Raw genomic sequence first — 16,992 nt, 5'->3', positions numbered from 1 at the left:
CTTTTGAAAATGATTGCAGGTGGAGGCATGCAGGGATGCGCGCTCGCACCGCCCCATGCGAAGAACTTTAACTGTCGAGTCTCTGTAGTCGCCATATACGGTTAGCGACTGCTCGATACAGCGCCGCTATCGCTGCATCTATGGTTGGGGCAGTTGCCTGGTGATACCTGGCCGTGCAGCAAAGTGGATATCCGTCTGATGAGTTTATCGTCTGCTTCGATACAGTCGATAGGATCTCCCAAGCTTGAACTGCTCATCCGACTGCGACGCAACAGTGGCACTGAACGCAGCCCGCCGGCCCCCATTGGCCGGCGGGTAGGCCTCCTCCACTGCAGTGACCGCACTACCGACGGGGGGCACGTCGGTTAGCCGAAGCCACTTTTCGGCCTGTTCCAAGGCTCAGTGACCTAGGCATGACCATCAGTGGCGCGGCGCAGGGCCTGGCTGATCCACGCGCCTATGTTCTCGGTCGGCAGTCGTGGGGGTGGAGGTCGCCATCTTTGTCATCGTTGGCGTGATAGTGCAGCAGGCAAAAGAAAGACCCCGTTGCCGGGGCCTTTCTTTTTACTTAGTGCAAATGAAGGTAGGTGGTGCAGCGCTGGTCGAGCGAGCGTGCGGCGCTTGACCGCTCCGAGATTACGCTGAAGTACTGCGGCGTAATCTGAGTAATGGCAATCTACCCAGATACTCTCGCCTCCAAATTGCCATTCTGTTCTTCCAGATTTACGAGCGCCCCCGATCAATACCCTCATGTTCTCCGGTGGGTCGCGGGGTCATCGCCATAGCGCCAGAATTTCTCAGCTAACCGTCCCTCTTCTTAAACACCACGACTTCATCTTCCTTGCGATCTGCTTGATAACCGCGGTAGTAGATCTTCAGATGCAATGCATTGCTCTCGACACCGCAACTTGAGCCATAAGTAAGAACATAATTCACTTTCGGCGCCGAATAGAAACGAATTGCATCCGTAATGCCGTCTCCCTTCACATGAGGCGGAGCAAAGAGAAATCGAGCACCTTCAACAAGCACGCCAGTCTTTACCGGCTTTGTGGTCACGAGAGAGTAGTCAAGATTGTAAGTCGACGCGTAGACCCTTCCCTCATAAATTTTCACCCCCATCAGAGGATAGAAAGAAGCCCCACCCTTCAGCTGGCTCATAGCGCCCTTGCGCGACACCGGAACCCAAGAGCCGTCTTCAGACTTCAGCTGTGTAATTAGCTTTTGCTGATCGCAGGCAGCGTGCGCTCCAATTGCGGGCATCGCAAAGCACACCATAAGCGCTCCAATCCCGCAGATCTTCACTTTATTGGCCAGTACCATACTGAGTCCCCCCTCGTATATGCCGACTGCGGATAAGAAGTTCCCATATATCCACCCTTGAATAGATCAATATGAGATGCTTGGCCGTCACTCCGCGGAACAAAAATTATTCCTTGCGCCTTATACCAAAATTCTCGCTCTTCGAACTGACTTCCGGTAAGTATTTGCGGGCGCCCGAACTCCTGATGCAACCAAGACGCCAGATTATGTGCCGACCTCGGGTAGCCCTCTCTCGTGACGTTAATTTCAGGATAAGTCGTCATGTCCACGCCCGAATCCAGAAGCGATTTACCCAATCTAATAGCGCATTGATTCAGCGCGTAAGGTTCTGCGCTCGGATGGCTAGGCTTCCCGTTGCTGGGCTTTGGATAGTTCTGCCACAGAGTATCAAACGATGGAAACTGCCGAGCCATGCGCTCACTGTACTCACTCTCGGGTTTCCACAATGTGGGCGGGCCGATACGAGGGAGCCGTGTTCCCAGAAGCCCAGAAGGATCAACAGACACAGTTGGAATGCCTCCAACATAGCCGTAAGTCGAAATGCCACCCGCTAACCCGATAAGATCTGACTGCACATACCGCCCACTGCCCGCATCGTAATCCCGGAAGTAGTTGTACACCAAGCCGCTGGCCGCATCATACCGCTGCCCCGGGAACCGCATATTGAACACAAGCGCGGTGCCGTCCAAGTCTGGGTCTTGGTTCGGCGGACTGTTTCCGAACGCCTCGCCCTTCGCATCCCACGTCCAAATCGCGACGCCGGTGGTGCCGCGATTAGGATCAACGACCGCACGCGGCGTGCCCAGGTGGTCCGGCTCAATGTACTTCAATGACTGCGCAGTGCCCGCACCGTCCAACAGACCGACCGGCAGGTTGTCCATCCAGATCGCCTGCTGGATCGTGGCACCCGTGCCATCGTAGTCGCCGATCCACTGGCCGGCTTCGTCGTAGAGCGTGTAGGTGGTCACTGGGCCGGTGTCGCCATTGATCGCCGCGACCCGCTCGCCCTTGGCGTTGTAGCGATAGCCCTTCGTCACCACGCCGCCTTGCTTGACCTGCTTCATGCGGTCGTTGGGGTTGTAAACGTACTCCTTGGCGGTACCGCCGATGGCGATGGTGTTGCCGACGGCGTCGTAGCTGCGGGTGATATTGCTGCCACCAACGGTATTGATACTGGTCAGGCGATGACTGGTGGTGGGATAGACATAATCCTCCTCCACCGTGCCGTGTGTCAGTTTCTTGCGGTTGCCGGTTTTGTCGTATTCGTAGGTTTCCAACGCGTCGTTGCTGGTCCCGTCCCGGGTCACAGTAAGGCGGCCTAGCGCGTCGTAGTCGTACTTCGCCTGGAAGGTGCTGAGCAGGCCGTCCTTAAGTTCGGTCAGGTCGCCAACCGTGTTGTAGCCGTAGCCCAGCGACAGGCCGCCACTGTCTGTGTCGAGGATGGATTTCGGCCGATAATCGAGGTCGTAGCCGCGCTGCATAAGTCGACCGTTGCCATATTGCCAGCCCAGTACGGGGCCAAAGGGCTCGTATACCGCCGACTTCAGCAACACCGTGGTCGGACCGGCGGCCGGGGTGACTTTGATGTCCGCAATGCGACCTTGGCCGGTATACCAGTAGTCCGCGACAGCGCCGTCCGGATACGTGACCGATTTCAGACGGCCCGCTTGGGTGTAGCCATAGCGAAGGGTAAAGCTCTGGCTGCCGATCGTTTGCACTTTGCGAACGACCTGGCCGAAGCGGTCGTAACAGTACTTAAGCTCTGTGCCTTCCGTTCGCATGGCCGTGACACGGCCCAGGGCAAACGTTTCCTCGGCTGCGCAGGCGCTGTTAACGGTGTCGTAGTCGTATTCCACATCCGCAGGGCCCGCGGCGGTGTAGAACACCGCCGTAGGACGGTTCAATGCATCGTAAGTGTAACGATGCGCCGCAGCGTCATTGGCGTCCTGCTTGGTCGCCAACAGGCCTGCGCTGTTGTAGGTGTAGTTCGCAATGCCGGTGTCGGGACTGGTCAGCTGGGTCTGGTCGCCGAACCCGTTATAGGCGTAAAGAGTGTTCAGGCCGTTGGGGTCGGTTACCTTGGTGACTTGATCGAGTGCGTTGTACTCAAGCGTAGTCTTGACCTCTTCCCCGTTGATCATCTGCAAGGTGCTGGTGAGGCGGTTCAACGGATCGTGGTCTTGGTTCACCACCCGACCTAACGCATCGGTGGTCAGGTCCGGATTGCCGTCGATGTCGTAAGTGAAGCTGGTTGCGTTCTGTGAAGCATCCTTCACCGCGGTCAACTGCCCAAGCGCGTTGTAGACCCGCGACAGGGTGCGCCTCAGGGTGCTGCTGCCGTCTTCAGTGTCCTCTTTCTTTCGACTACCCGCTTTGTCGAGGGTATAGATGATCTCGTTGTTGTAACTATCGGAAACGCCAGTCAGGCGCTGCGCCGCATCGTAGTAATAGACCAGCGAGGTTTCTCCGGGCAGCGTCACTGTCTGAATCTGGCCGGTCATCCAATAACTGAGGAGCGTGATCCGATCGTCGCTCTGAGTGCTATCGTCGGCGCCGCGCTCCTTGACGGCCGTCAGCCTGCCCCGCGCGTCGTAGACATAGTCGGTGACTAAGCCATTGGGATCGAGAACCGACAGCGGTCTGCCCATCGGGTCGTAGCCGAGCGTTTCGACGGACCGGCCGAGGGCATCAGTCACCTTCCGCAAGTCGCCCTTGCGATACGTGCATAGCGCCGGTGTGCTGGCACAGGTGCTGTCGTCGCTGCCGTAATAGACAAACGTACTAATGTCGTTGACGTCCGTGCGCGGGCCGTCGACCGATTTGAGCATGCCCAGGATCGGGCAGGTGCTATTGCTGGCCGCAACATCCGCTGCTTCGCAATAGGTGTAGGCCGTGGTGCGCGTCTGGTTGGTGGTCGTGTCGCGTACCGTCACGCTGGCCGGTTGCAGGCGGGCGTTGCGTGTAATGCGGGTCTCACGATTGCCGACTTTGGTCAGCACGACGCGATTGCTCGCACTGTCACGGCGTTCCTCGCGAGTGCGCGCCAAAGCTGTTTCATAGGCCTCGGTGACAGCATGCGTCCAGGCCGGGTGGCCTGTGACGGGATCGTTGGCTTCTGTATAGGTATGCTTCGTTTTGGTTCCATTACGGTCCGTGACGGTATCGATCCGGCGACGGAAGTCGAATTCGTCAGCGTAGTAAGTCCGATCGATAGGACCTTTGCTGTCGATCAACTTACCGGCCTTGCGCGGCTTGGTGGCGGCCCCGGCCGTATCCAGGCTGTAGTTGGTTACATCGCCCAGTGCGTCGGTGACCGCCGCGCCGCCTTGCGCCGAATAGGCTACGGTCACGCCATTGACACCGCCCGCGAGTTGCGCGCTGATCGACCGACCCTGTGTATCGTAGGCAAAGGTGCTATAGCGCTGGCCATCCCCGGCAGTAACGCCGGTCAAGTTCTGCGGGAAGTTCGAGTCTTCATAGTGATAAGTGCGTGTGCTGCTGACAAAATCGGCTGTTTGAACTTGGCCGTTAGCTGTATAGCCGTAAGTGACCAGCGGATCGCCGGCTGACGAAATCGAAGCGATGGAAGCGTTGGCCGAAACGCCGGAATAGGCGATGACCAACGAACGCCCGGTCGAATGGGTGATCGTGATTAGGCGGCCGACGACGTCGTAGCCGTAGGTCAGTGAGGTGCCATCGTCCGCGCGCTGCTCGAGTAACTGACCCGCAGCATTGAAGGTCAGATTTCCATGGGACTGTTGCAGCACCCAGTTGGTCCCGGACGCGGTGATCCGGTCGCCACTGCCGTCGACGGCTTCGTAGTAAGTGCCTTGGTTACGGAACGGCAGGTGCGAGCCATTGGCTTGGACCAGACCGAGGGTTGGATCGGTGATGCCCTGAATCGTTAGCCGGATATCGTGCGAATGGGTCCAACCGTAGCCGAAGCCGGCCGCCGCATTCGAAGTGACCGAGTGGTAATAGCGATCGAAGCGAATCCAGCTCAGGTCGATATCGTTCTCGGTCTCGTATTGGTCACCGGTGGAGAAATCGACCGGGTCGCCGACCAGGGTGCAGCTGTCGCAGTACAGCGGTGGCGCGGTCAGGCGGGCGACATAGAAGTCATCCGAGCAAGTGTTGTTCGAGGAGTTCCAGGTCACGTATTGATTTGAGCAGCGCGTGCGCAGCCGCACGACGGACTCGGCATCGTCATAAAGCGAACAGATGCCACCTGACTTCCGGTTCCATTTGACGTTGTAGGCGGTCTGCTCGCGTGAGCTGATACCATCGGACCATTGGTTCAGCACACCCCACGCGATATTCCGCACGACGGTGGTGTTCGGGGTGCAGCCACGATCGCTGCTCTTCTGGTCGTAATAAGCCTTGAGTGCGGCCACGAATACCGGTTCGTCTCCGCTGGCCCCGACGGAGGCGGTGTAATCCCACGCGTTGACCTGGGAGATCTCGGTCGGAATGCCGTAGGTCAACTCGACCTTGGTTTCCGTGATCGCGCGCTTCTTGATCGCGGTCATGTACTGATAGCCGCCGGATTGCGCCCGGGCGGAAGCCAGCGCTTGCTGCTGCGTGTCGTGGGTGGTTGCCAGCTCGTAATGCGTCCACTTATGCCCACTCTCTTGGGCGGCGACTGAGCCGACCTGTAGGAACGCAATCATGGCGAGCACAGTCCGCCACGAGCTTCTGCTTCTTCCTGCATTTGACAGCCTCGGGGGGAATGCTCCCGCTTCGGCTCGCCTGTTTGGCGTTGCGCTGTCTTTCACGATTCAACTCCTTGTGTCGCAGCAGATAAAGGGCCGTGTTCAGGCGACCCAGTGGCGGTGCGTTGTCCATGGCGAAGCGACACCGCGCCCTGGACTGGGGCGTGGCGTTGAAAAGGTGGGATTGATTGCATGACCTGTCCTTGGTCGCGGCGCCATCAGCGTCGGCGATGTCCGTCTTGCTGGATGAGATTCGGCTCAGCTCAAACCGCGCGCGGTCTCAAAGAGCGGGCTATCGAAGGCAGCATGCCACTTCCCCTGCGATTGGCACAGGTCCATCAGCTGGTCGGGACGCAAATATCGAATCAGGCATTCGACGTTCCCGCTTCGGTTCGGAGCATGCACTTCGGCCGGGACCCCGGTATCGAGGTGCAGGCGCCGCGCTCTGACCCGAGCCGCCGTGGTCGCGGTCTCGTTGGAGGGAAACGGAGCGGCGTCGTCTGCGCCGTTGACTGACACCCGCCAGTTACCCGGTCCACGATGTACGACTTCGAAGATGACAACGCTATCTTGAGAATTCGTGCTCATTGAAAGTCCCGGCCGAAATATTGTCGGCCGGTTGGCCGCTTTCAAATCAAGCTAGCGCGCGTCTTCCGAAATAAATGTAGGGAAATTCTGATTCGTCATAGACATTTGTCTACGTCGGCATAGACAACTGTCCACGTGAGTTAGACGGCGGTCCACAAGCACGTGGACATAAAGCACTTTCAAAATGATCTGGTTGCTAACGCAGAAGCTCTTTTGGCTTAGTCACGTCCAACGGACGCACTGGCCAAGAGGGATAATGATCAGAGTATTTGTTGTTGATGATCATCCGCTGCTACGAATCGGGTTGCGCTGGCTGTTGGAGGCCCAGGGCGATATCCAAGTAATCGGTGAAGCTGGGAGTGCGGCGGATGCCGTGATCATGATTCCGGTGGCAAAGCCGGACTTGGTTCTTTGCGATTTTCATCTGCCTGATGGCGATGGACTGGATGTGGCTCATCGATTGCTTCAGGAAAATCCCAAGCTGAGGATTCTGGTCGTCTCGGTTTTGGAGGGCGGCCCGATTCCCCGCAAGCTGCTGGCGGCCGGCGCACTGGGATACGTGTCAAAGGCTCGGGACGGGGCAACTCTGTTGCGCGCTGTCCGGGAGGTCGCCGCCGGGCGCAGGTTTCTGGATGAGGCGCTGGGCGCAAATATCCTCTTCGAGCCTTCACCATTCGACCGGCTCAGTCCGCGTGAGCTGGAGGTCGCGCGGATGATGGTTCAAGGCGTGAAGACCCCGGTGATCGCCAAAGCACTGGGTATCACCGAGTCGACGATTCGTACCTTCCGGGCGAGAGTGTTGGAGAAGCTTGACGTGCGTGGAGAGGTGGCCTTGGTCAGGCTTGCGATGGACTGCGGGTTCGATAAGCGGGGTCGATAACTCGGCGAGCCGCCGCTAGTGGCGCGGGTAGCATCATAGGAAGCCGAACTCGCGCCGCAGCTCGGCATAATTCAGATGTCAGACGACTATATTGAAACTTCTCGCATTCATTGCAGCTCTGCTTGTTTCCGTGCCGGCGGCGGCCATGTCATGCGGCGGGCAGCAGTCGGTAAAGCAAGCCTACTCCGCAGCGCGAGACGTCTTCTCTGCTCACGTTGAAGAGACCTACATAGCCTCGAGCTTCGGACGAGATGACTTTCACTTTGCAAGGCTACGTATCCTGCAGGTCTGGAAGGGCAGCCTGAACCCTGGAGATGTCGTTTCGACCACCGCAGAAGATACGATCAGCCTTGTCAGTGATGGCTTTGTACCCCGCCAAGGCTCCAATGTGCTTGTCTATTCGGGCGGGGCACAGCCCTTTGCCCTCAGCACGTGCTCCCGGTGCGCGTCACTGGAGAACACACCTGATCTATCGACGCTTCAAATGCTTTCCAGGCGGGTGCATGGCAGGTAGGCGGCTTAAAAATTCGTTCAAGCCGAAGCCGCTTCGCGGCACGGCTTAATTCAGGTATCAGGCGGCAGGAGAGAGAAAACTATGGCGCTCATGGATATCGTTGAGATCGGAGAGGTGCTCCTGTCATGGCGGTTCTATGTCGGTACTGCAGTTACAGCAGCGCTATGCTGGCTCGTTTTCACCTGCATCCCGAATGAGACTGTGGCGTGGGTCATCTCAGCGCCGCTGGGCATCGGCGGATTAGGCTTGAGTTTTTGGTGGCAAGTACGGGCGGACTTCGGTAAGTGAGCAATGACTTCGTATTCGTTGCGGCGAGCAGATTGCTCGGGCCAACCGCCTGACGGTTCATCCAAGCTGAAGCCGCTTCGCTGCTCGGCTCCGAAAGGGACCGAGCGTCGCGTTGGTACGTCTAGCCCCTGAATCGGCGCGCGCGCTGCTGGGGCAGCTGGTGCCTACGTCCCTTCCAGGTAGTGTGCTTTCTGCGCCGGATAGTAGTCGTCGAATGATGGGGACGGCTTGCCTTCGCGAGCAGCAACTAGCTTGTCCAGGTAGTATTCCCAGCCCGGGCCTACATCTCCAACCAATTCCCGATCACTTAGGGGCTGCACGAAGCGCAACTCCGTTGTGCTTCCAACCTGCATCAACGTCAGCTCGATCCGCCAATCACCGTAATCATCTTTCATCGTGACAACCAAGCGATGCGGAGCTTCACAAGCTTCGATCTTTACGTTGGACCACGGCCGGCCTTTTTCATGGATCAGTTGCAGCCGTATGACATTGCCAACGCCAGCTTCGCCTTCCCAACCTCCGAACCAGAGCGCGGTCTTCTCGGGTTTCGTTACGCTTTCCCAAACGTCATCGAAGGTTGCTTGAAACGAGCGCGTGATCATCAAATCGTTGCCATGAAGGTGGCCGCTGGGCTTGGGGCTCACCTTGTCTCCTCGTTGCCATAGAGTTGAAAGACCAATTGGAGTGCTGCTAGATGGTAGTGGGGCTCCTCTCGCGGAGAAATCCCCTTTCGGTAGCTGATCTTGCCGAAGCCGCTTCGCGGCTCAGCTGGTTCAGATGTTCGCTGATGTCCTCTTCTGGCCGGAAGCGGACCTGCACTGGCGATGTTCATTCGACCTGACCGCCACGCCGTTCGCCGCCTAAATCGGCTTCGTATCGCATCCCAACTGGCACCTCGCGCACTTCGCGCGAGCCCAAGGGATCAGCAAGCCATGCTCAACGCAGCACGTATCAACCCAGGTCGCGGCATTAGCCCCGTTGTCAGCACGAAGATTTTTGCCGCATCGCTGCTGTTGGGGAGCTGGACCGTCGCGTGGCACCGATGGCGACCCGACGTCGCAGAACTGTGATCGCGAGCAGGTCATAATGACGAATTACGATTTGCACTTCGATCAATTTGAGGAGCTAATCCTGCAAACTAATTCAGCGGCAGTGAATTTGACCGTCCCTCGCACGGAGATCGTCTTCGGGCTTTTAGCTAAAGGAGCCACTATGAAAGCATCCGCAATCACGTTGTGCCTAATGAGTGGCGTTGCGGCTTCTGCATTTGCACAGCCACAAAAAATGCCGATTAAGTGTGCGGACTTAAAAGCGCACATCGCGGCGGGGCTCTACAGTCAATGCTCACCAACTGTCACAAGTTCGATCGCCAATGGGTCGCGAGCCCAGACACAATGCTCCCATGCCGGCGGACAGAATGTGCTCATCACCATTGACACATTTAGCAGTGGCAATCAGGCCTGTAGCACTCAAGTAGTGGTGCCAGATTAAGAACTCGCAGTACATACCAAGCCATAGTTGCTACGTTGAACAATCCCTTGCTCTCGGAAGTGCAAGTGGGGCCGCCGCTCCGCAGGAATGGCGGCCCCACAATGGATGCTGTGGGCGATCCGCGAGATCAATGCGTCCCATGCCTTCGTCGCGGCCTGGCTGCCGGGCAGCGAGGGCGCCGGCATCGCCGATGTTTTTTTGCGTGATCCTGACGACGGCATCCATTACGACTTCAAGGGCAAACCCAGCTTCTCCTGGCCGCGGCGCGCCGATCAGCACGCCATCAACGTCCTCCAGCAGGACTACCGCCCGCAGTTTCCTTTTGGCAACGGCCTGACCTACACCAGCAGGGGCGATCTCGCACCGCTCTCGGAAACTTCCGGCGTATCGCTAGCGCAAGCACAACCGGCTCATTACTACGGGCTTGGCCTATTGGCGCCGCGACTGTCGTTAACGCTGGAAACCGCCGACCGGCGCGCTGTCAGCATCAAGACGCTACCTGCGGCTATAGAAGACAGTATCCGCATCGTTGCGGTCGATCACCGGCGCCAGGAGGATGCGCGGCGTGTGACTTGGTCAGGGTCGGCGCGCGCACGCTTATCGTTGATCGCCGACGCGGGGAAGGACCTGACGCGGGAGGCCAACGGCGACATGCAACTGTCGCTGGCGCTTCGCGTGAGCGGGAATGAGCGACTGTCCCTATGAGCAATCCCGGTTGATGCGGCCGCCCACCTGGATTAGCTCCGCCGCCGTAAGCCAATTAGCGCAGTTTTTCCTGGGGCAGAAACAGGGGGCAGAGTGCACTTTCAAAGGCGCCCCCCCCTGAAACACCATGCCTTCGAAACACCAAGCCGAAGCCGCTTCGCGGCTCGGCTGCATCGTCTCAGTAACAATAAAAAGTTGAATGCCCAAAGCGTCGAAAACGCATAGGCTGCTATCGGCCAATTGAGGACGTTCACAACGCAGGCACACCACAAACTCGTCGCCCCTATAACGCGAACTTGTCTACGGTCCTTACTTCGGCCTGGACGAGTGATCCGCGACTCGCCCCATGCCGTGATCCGTTCCACGATCGCGTTGGGGCCCGCCGCATCCGGAGGAAGGAATATCTACTCTCAAACCAGCATTGACTGCTGGGCGAAAATGCCTGCCATCGCGCCTTGCCATGTTGCCGTGGTGACCGAGGGCATGCCGGGGTTAGCGAGGTCGCCGGCGGCGTAGATGCCCGACACGCTGGTTTCGCGGCGCTCGTCGACTTTGAGGGCGATGCCGACGGGCGTATCGACCGTGGCGAGGCCCAATGATTCATGCAAGCTTGCGGACGGCTTGTTGCGCGGAAGGGCGAACAGGATATCGACCGCGACATTGGGGCCGGTATCGAGCTTGACGGTAGCGGCATGCCCGCCCTGACGGGCGATCTCAATGATTCGCCCATCAATGACAGGTACGTTGCGGCGCGCCAGATCGGCCTGGATGTCGGGCGAAATGTCGTGGCCATCGGCAAAGACCGTCAACGTGTCGGTCCAATCGCGAAACAGCCTGACAGACTGGTGCGACTGCGGGCCGGACCAGACAACGCCCCAATGCTGGCCGGCGACTTCAAAGCCATCGCAATAGGGACAAGGCACGATGGACGTGCCCCAGCCTTCGACGAAGCCCGGAACATCAGGTAGCTGATCGACAACGCCGTAGCTCAGGATCAGGCGGCGCGCCCCAAGGCTCTCGCCATCGGCTGTGAGGACGGAGAAATCGTCGATGGCACCGGAGACGCTGTCCGCCCGCGCACTGACGAGCCTGATCGTGGGATAACGCGTCAGCTGCTGCCGCGCCTCGGTCAGGATGTCCAGCGGTGGCTTGTGATCGTGGCCGAGCAAGCCATGCGAGTGGCCGGCGAAGCGATTGCGCGGCAGGCCGGTATCGAGAACAACGACCTTGCGGCGGGCACGGCCGAGCTGCAGCGCGGCGGCGAGACCGGCAAAGCTTCCGCCGATGATGATGACGTCATTCATGGTGATGTATTCCGTGCTGTCTACGGTGAGGGGACTGGGCCCGACGCGCAATATTGCTCGGAAAAACAGGGCTATTGCGGGCGGGTGCGTACGGAATTTCATGGCGGCTTATGTGCGCAGGTTCCTCGATGCGTCCAGAGGTCGCGAACATATGCCGGGAAACAAATGTCTCTCTAGTACGGTTATCGGGCCAGCCAGAACTTCTTTGAAATGCCGGTGACAAGGACAACTTTGGAATTCGACATGACGGATTCTTCCCGTGGCTAACCAGTCGCGGTGGATCAGGCCTGCAAAGAAGACGGCCTGATTTTGAACCAGATGGAATACATCGCCGGCAGGAACACCAGGGTCAGCACTGTTCCCGCGAATGTTCCGCCGATCAGCGTGTAAGCGAGGGTTCCCCAGAACACGGAATGGGTCAGCGGGATGAAGGCCAGGATCGCCGCCAGGGCGGTCAGGATTACCGGCCGGGCTCGCTGTACCGTGGCCTCCACGACAGCGTGGAACGGAGCAAGTCCTTCCTGTTCGTTGTGATGGATTTGCCCGATCAGAATCAGCGTGTTGCGCATCAGGATTCCCGACAGCGCAATCAACCCGACCAGCGCGTTGATGCCGAACGGCTGCTGGAACAGGAGCAGTGTCGGCACGACCCCGATCAGTCCCAACGGGCTGGTCAGGAACACCATGACCATGGCGGAGATCGAGCGCACTTGCAGGATTAGGATCAACAAGGTGATCGCCAGCATGATCGGGAACAGCGGCAACATGGCTTTCGTTGCCTTGCCGGACTCTTCGATGGAGCCAGCCTGCTCGATGCTATAGCCCCTCGGCAGCTTCTCCATGAGGGGCTGAAGTTGCTCAGTGATGGCCGATGACACGTCCGGCGGCTGCAGGCCATCGGCAATATCGCCGCGCACCGTGATTGTCGGCATTCGATCACGGCGGCGCATGATCGGCTCTTCCATGCGTACGTCGACCTTGCCCACCTGCGAAAGCGGGATGCGCTGCCCGTTGGCGCCAGCCAACGTAAAGTCGGTGATCTTGGCCGGGTCGAGGCGGGTGTCGCCCGCCGAACGCGCGACGACTTGCACTGTTCGAATGTCCTCGCGCACCGCGGTGACAGGAACACCGTTCAACAAGAACTGCAGCTGCAGCGCCACGGCGTTGGAGGTCAGCCCTACGGCCTGCAGCCGGTCCTGCTGCAAGGTGAAATGCAACGCGGGCGTACGTACGCCCCAGTCTGTATTGACCGTGCGCATCATCGGACTGGTCTCCATGACCTGCTGCACGTCGGCTGCGATATTGCGCAGCGTTTCGGGTTCGGGGCCGGCCACCCGGTAGGCCACCGGATAAGGTGAATACGGACCAAAGATCAGTTGAGTCACGCGCAGGCGCGCCTCCGGGGCAAGGCCGTTGGCGATCGCCTGACGCAACCGATGTTTCAGCGTGTCGCGCTCGTTCTGGTTGTCCGTTCGCACCACGATCTTGGCAAACGACGGGTCTGGCAACTCAGGCCCCACCGAGAAGAAGAAGCGAGGCGCGCCTTGACCCACGTAAGCGGTGACGATCCTGGCTTCCTTTTGTTTACTCAGCCATGCCTCCACCTTCGCTGAGGCCGCACTGGTCTGGTTGATCGACGTGCCATAAGGCATCTGCACCTCGACCAACACTTCGGGCCGGTCCGAGATCGGGAAAAACTGCTTCTTGACCACGCCCATCCCGAGGACAGACAAAACAAACAGAGCCACGACAGAACCGGCGACCAGCCACTTGCGCGCGATCACGCGCGCCAGGATCTGACGGAAGCGGTTGTAACGCGGCGTGTCGTAGATCGCGCCATGGCCGCCCTCCACCTTCTTGAAGTCCGGCAGCAGCTTGACGCCCAGATAAGGCGTGAAAACCACGGCAACCACCCACGAGGCGATGAGCGCGATGCCCACGATCCAGAACATGTTGCTGGTGTACTCACCCGCGGATGATCGGGCGAAGCCGTTGGGCATGAAGCCGACAGCGGTGACCAGCGTTCCCGAAAGCATGGGCGCGGCTGTATGGCTCCAGGCATAGGCGGAGGCGGCGACGCGGCTGTATCCCTCTTCCATTTTCACCACCATCATTTCGATGGCGATGATGGCGTCGTCCACCAGCAGGCCCAGCGCCAGAATCAGCGAACCCAGGGTGATGCGATCGAAGTTCTTGCCGCTCGCAAGCATTACCAGGAAGACCGCCGCAAGCGTCAGCGGCACCGCGGCGGCGACCACCAGGCCAACGCGCCATCCCATGCTCACGAAGCAAACCAGCATCACCACCAGTAGTGCGGCGAAGAACTTGAGCATGAACTCGTCGACCGACGAATCGATATTGACGGCTTGGTCCGTGACTTTGGACAGGCTCATGCCGAGCGGCAGCTCGGATCCGATAGCGCTGACTTCAGTGTCCAGCGCCTTGCCCAGGTCGAGCCCGTTCCAACCCTCGCGCATGACCACGCCTAATAGCAGCGCGGGTTCGCCACCGTTGCGGATCATGAACGTCTTTGGATCTTCATAGCCACGCTTGACCGTGGCGATGTCGGATAGCTTCAACGCGCGGCCTCGCGCCACCACCGGCGTATCGCTGATCTTCTGCAGTTCGTCGAATGCGCCGTCCAGACGGATGAATACCTCCGGTCCTTTGGTCTCCACGGAACCGGCCGGCGTCAGCGCATTTTGCGTATTGAGCGCAGCGAACACTTCCTGCGGATTGACTCCTAGCGTGGCCAGACGCTCATGGGAGAATTCGACGTAGATGCGTTCTGACTGTTCGCCGACGATGTTGACTTTCTTGACGCCTGGCACGTGCAGCAGCCGTTGGCGTAACGTCTCAGCGTCGCGCACCAGTAGGCGTTGCGGCTCGCCCTGCGCCTTGAGCGCATACAAAGCAAAGGTGACGTCCGCATATTCATCGTTGACCATTGGCCCGATCACGCCGGACGGCAGGTTGCCTGCCTCATCGGCTACTTTCTTGCGGGCTTGGTAGAACTGCTCCTGCACCTGCGAAGGGGGCGTGGAGTCGAGCAGTGTCAGCATCGTGAATGCCAAGCCCGGTCGCGTGTAGGTTTCAGAACGGTCGTACCAACGCAGCTCCTGCAGGCGCTTCTCGATCTTCTCGGCGACTTGGTCCTGCATCTCCTGCGCTGTCGCCCCGGGCCAGGCGGTAACGACGGTCATCACCTTGACCGTGAATGCCGGGTCTTCGGCGCGTCCCAGGTTGAAAAATGAGACGAGTCCTGCCAACGACACCAGAAAAATCAAGAACAAGGTGATCGAGCGTTCGCGAACGGCAAGTGCCGACAGGTTGAAACGGCCTTCGCTCACGGGCGGGCTCTCCCGGTCGCCGCGGCGGCCGATTGACCGGCCACTCGCACCTGCTTGCCTTCGCGCAGCAAGTGCGCGCCAAGCGAGACGATCGTGTCGCCTTGCTTCAGCCGGCCGCTGACACGTGCACCGTCGTCGTCCAAGTGTTGGACCACGACCGGACGCCAAATCACTTTCGACGACTGGCCATCGATCACCCACACACCCGAGCCCTTGCCGGCATCGAACAGCGCGCCCACGGGTATCTGCACGCCGGCCTGCGTGGCGAGAGAGCCGTCCGGAATCTCGACGGTGACCGTGGTGCCCAGCGGGGCGTTGGCCAAGGAACCTTCAAGGACGTAGCGCGCTTCGAAAGTGCGGGTGAGTGGATCCGCGGCATCCGACAGCTGCCGGAGCAAGGCGGGAACGCCACCACCCTCTTTACCGAACAGACTGGCCCGCCCGGCTGAGCCAACCGCTGGACGCAGCGTTTCCGGCAACTGAATTACCGCCTCGCGGCTGCCGGCGCGGGCAACCCGAACCACGACCTGCCCGGCCGCGACAACCTGGCCAGGCTCGGCCAGCGCCTCGATGACAACGCCATCGGCGTCGGCGATGAGCGTCGAATAGCTGTTCGCGTTACGGGCGACTTCCGCCTGGGCCGCGGCCGCGCGCAGCTGCGCCTTCGCGGAGTCCGCGGCGGCTTTGCTCTGATCGTACGCGGAAACGGAGATTGCACCGGTTCCGACCAAGGAGCGGTAGCGAGCTTCGTCCCCCATCGCCTGCTGCGCCAATGCTCGCGCGGCGACAACGGCTTCTTGCTGCGCATGCGCGGCGAGCTTCAAGTCGACCGGGTCGATGCGCATCAGCGGCTGACCGCGTTCAACGTTCTGCCCTGTATCCACAAGCCGTTCCAGCACCTTGCCGGAGACCCGAAAGCCCAAATCGCTTTGTACCCGCGCAGCTACGGTCCCGGTGAAGGAACGTGACGCCGAGGATGCTGGCTGGACGACCGCGGTACGCACCAAGGGCGCTTCGTTGCGCGGGTCGGACTGTGGTTTTTCACCGCATGCGGCCAGTGCAAACGGCAGCGCGCAAATGAGGGTGGCGGCAGCGAGGCGACGCATGAGAGTCCCAACAGCAAATGGCTAGGACTCCAAATCTAATTCCAGTGACTAAATTAGTCAATAGTCACTACATCCACGCGTCAGGGGGACAGGCTGCGCAGGACCAGGCTGGACAGCTGTGCGGGCGCATCGTCGGTGTAGTCGAAGCTGTGCTGCAGCAGGACGGGATTGATATAAGGGCGCATGACCAGGTAGATCGCCATTGCGGTCTCGTCGATCGGTGTCTTGCGTTCGAAATCGCCCGTCTGCCGGCCCTCTTGAAGGATGTCCTGGAGTAATTTGCGAGTGCGCTCCTCAAAGTCGAGCGCTACCTGCCAGCGTTCGGTGGCCGCGGAAATGGCGATTTCGTAAAGCTTGCGATCCCGGGAAAACAGGCGAAGGCTTGCTTCTACGATAGTTTTGAACATCCGTCGCAGCTTTTCCGGGGGCCGTTCAGCTTCGTCCACGGCCGCCCTGACCTCGCTTTCGATCTCGCACAAGCAGTTCGTGCAGATCATCTCGCCTATGGCTTGCTTGGAATCGAAGAACTTATAGATGTAGGCCTTGGAGAAGCCGATGGCTTTGGCCAGGTCGGAGACGGTCGTCTTTTCGTACCCATACCGGCTGAAGTGCTCAGTGGCTGCGACTCTTATCTGATCGCGCACTTCGTGGTCGGCCGGGCCGCGGGCCGGGGCGGAGCGAGTGGTTGCCTTGGTCATGCTTGAAGCTTACCTCTGGCGTGGGAAATGAACAAC

The 16,992-nt window shown here is 59.5% G+C and carries 10 protein-coding genes; 3 read left to right on the top strand and 7 right to left on the bottom strand.

Features of this window, described 5'->3' with window-relative positions; genetic code table 11:
- Positions 1–801: 801 nt before the first annotated feature.
- Together ASD86_RS26630 and ASD86_RS10610 are read right to left on the bottom strand one after the other, a co-directional pair.
- On the bottom strand, positions 802–1,320 hold the full coding sequence (locus ASD86_RS26630) for a hypothetical protein (RefSeq protein ID WP_157476461.1): 519 nt from the start codon (positions 1,318–1,320) through the stop codon (positions 802–804).
- Positions 1,299–5,990 carry a T6SS effector amidase Tae4 family protein gene (locus ASD86_RS10610; protein ID WP_157476460.1) on the bottom strand — a complete coding sequence of 1,564 codons (4,692 nt, stop codon included), beginning with the start codon at positions 5,988–5,990 and terminating at the stop codon, positions 1,299–1,301. Before ASD86_RS10610 ends, ASD86_RS26630 begins: the two co-directional genes overlap by 22 nt.
- 886 nt (positions 5,991–6,876) lie before the next feature.
- Here ASD86_RS10610 and ASD86_RS10600 point away from each other — a divergent pair.
- A complete protein-coding gene (locus ASD86_RS10600; RefSeq protein WP_162253651.1) occupies positions 6,877–7,500 on the top strand; it encodes a response regulator transcription factor in 624 nt (207 codons plus the stop codon).
- Positions 7,501–8,466: 966 nt separating this feature from the next.
- Here the strand turns inward: ASD86_RS10600 and ASD86_RS10590 are convergent.
- Entirely contained in the window at positions 8,467–8,946 is a 480-nt protein-coding gene (locus tag ASD86_RS10590; RefSeq protein WP_056110154.1) for an SRPBCC family protein, read from the bottom strand.
- 442 nt (positions 8,947–9,388) lie between these two features.
- Between ASD86_RS10590 and ASD86_RS26625 the strand changes: the two genes are divergently transcribed.
- Both ASD86_RS26625 and ASD86_RS10585 read left to right on the top strand, forming a co-directional pair.
- Positions 9,389–9,793, top strand: a complete 405-nt coding sequence (locus tag ASD86_RS26625) for a hypothetical protein (protein WP_157476459.1) — start codon at positions 9,389–9,391, stop codon at positions 9,791–9,793.
- 105 nt (positions 9,794–9,898) lie between these two features.
- Positions 9,899–10,498: a putative glycoside hydrolase gene (locus ASD86_RS10585; protein ID WP_056110153.1), complete on the top strand. Its 600-nt coding sequence runs from the start codon at positions 9,899–9,901 to the stop codon at positions 10,496–10,498.
- 410 nt (positions 10,499–10,908) lie between these two features.
- Here the strand turns inward: ASD86_RS10585 and ASD86_RS10580 are convergent, their stop codons facing one another.
- From ASD86_RS10580 to ASD86_RS10565, 4 genes are all read right to left on the bottom strand, one after another.
- Positions 10,909–11,802, bottom strand: coding sequence for an NAD(P)/FAD-dependent oxidoreductase (locus ASD86_RS10580; RefSeq protein ID WP_056110700.1), 894 nt, complete (start codon positions 11,800–11,802; stop codon positions 10,909–10,911).
- Between the two features lie 281 nt (positions 11,803–12,083).
- Positions 12,084–15,152 carry an efflux RND transporter permease subunit gene (locus ASD86_RS10575; protein ID WP_056110151.1) on the bottom strand — a complete coding sequence of 1,023 codons (3,069 nt, stop codon included), beginning with the start codon at positions 15,150–15,152 and terminating at the stop codon, positions 12,084–12,086.
- The gene (locus tag ASD86_RS10570) at positions 15,149–16,258 is read right to left on the bottom strand and encodes an efflux RND transporter periplasmic adaptor subunit (protein WP_056110149.1); all 1,110 of its coding nucleotides are present in this window, start codon (positions 16,256–16,258) and stop codon (positions 15,149–15,151) included. Before ASD86_RS10570 ends, ASD86_RS10575 begins: the two co-directional genes overlap by 4 nt.
- A gap of 80 nt (positions 16,259–16,338) precedes the next feature.
- Positions 16,339–16,956: a TetR/AcrR family transcriptional regulator gene (locus ASD86_RS10565; protein WP_056110148.1), complete on the bottom strand. Its 618-nt coding sequence runs from the start codon at positions 16,954–16,956 to the stop codon at positions 16,339–16,341.
- Between the last annotated feature and the right edge of the window lie 36 nt (positions 16,957–16,992).

The sequence above is a fragment of the Lysobacter sp. Root690 genome, assembly GCF_001427785.1.
Lineage (GTDB): Bacteria > Pseudomonadota > Gammaproteobacteria > Xanthomonadales > Xanthomonadaceae > Lysobacter.
This window is presented reverse-complemented; position numbering and strand designations above follow the sequence as displayed.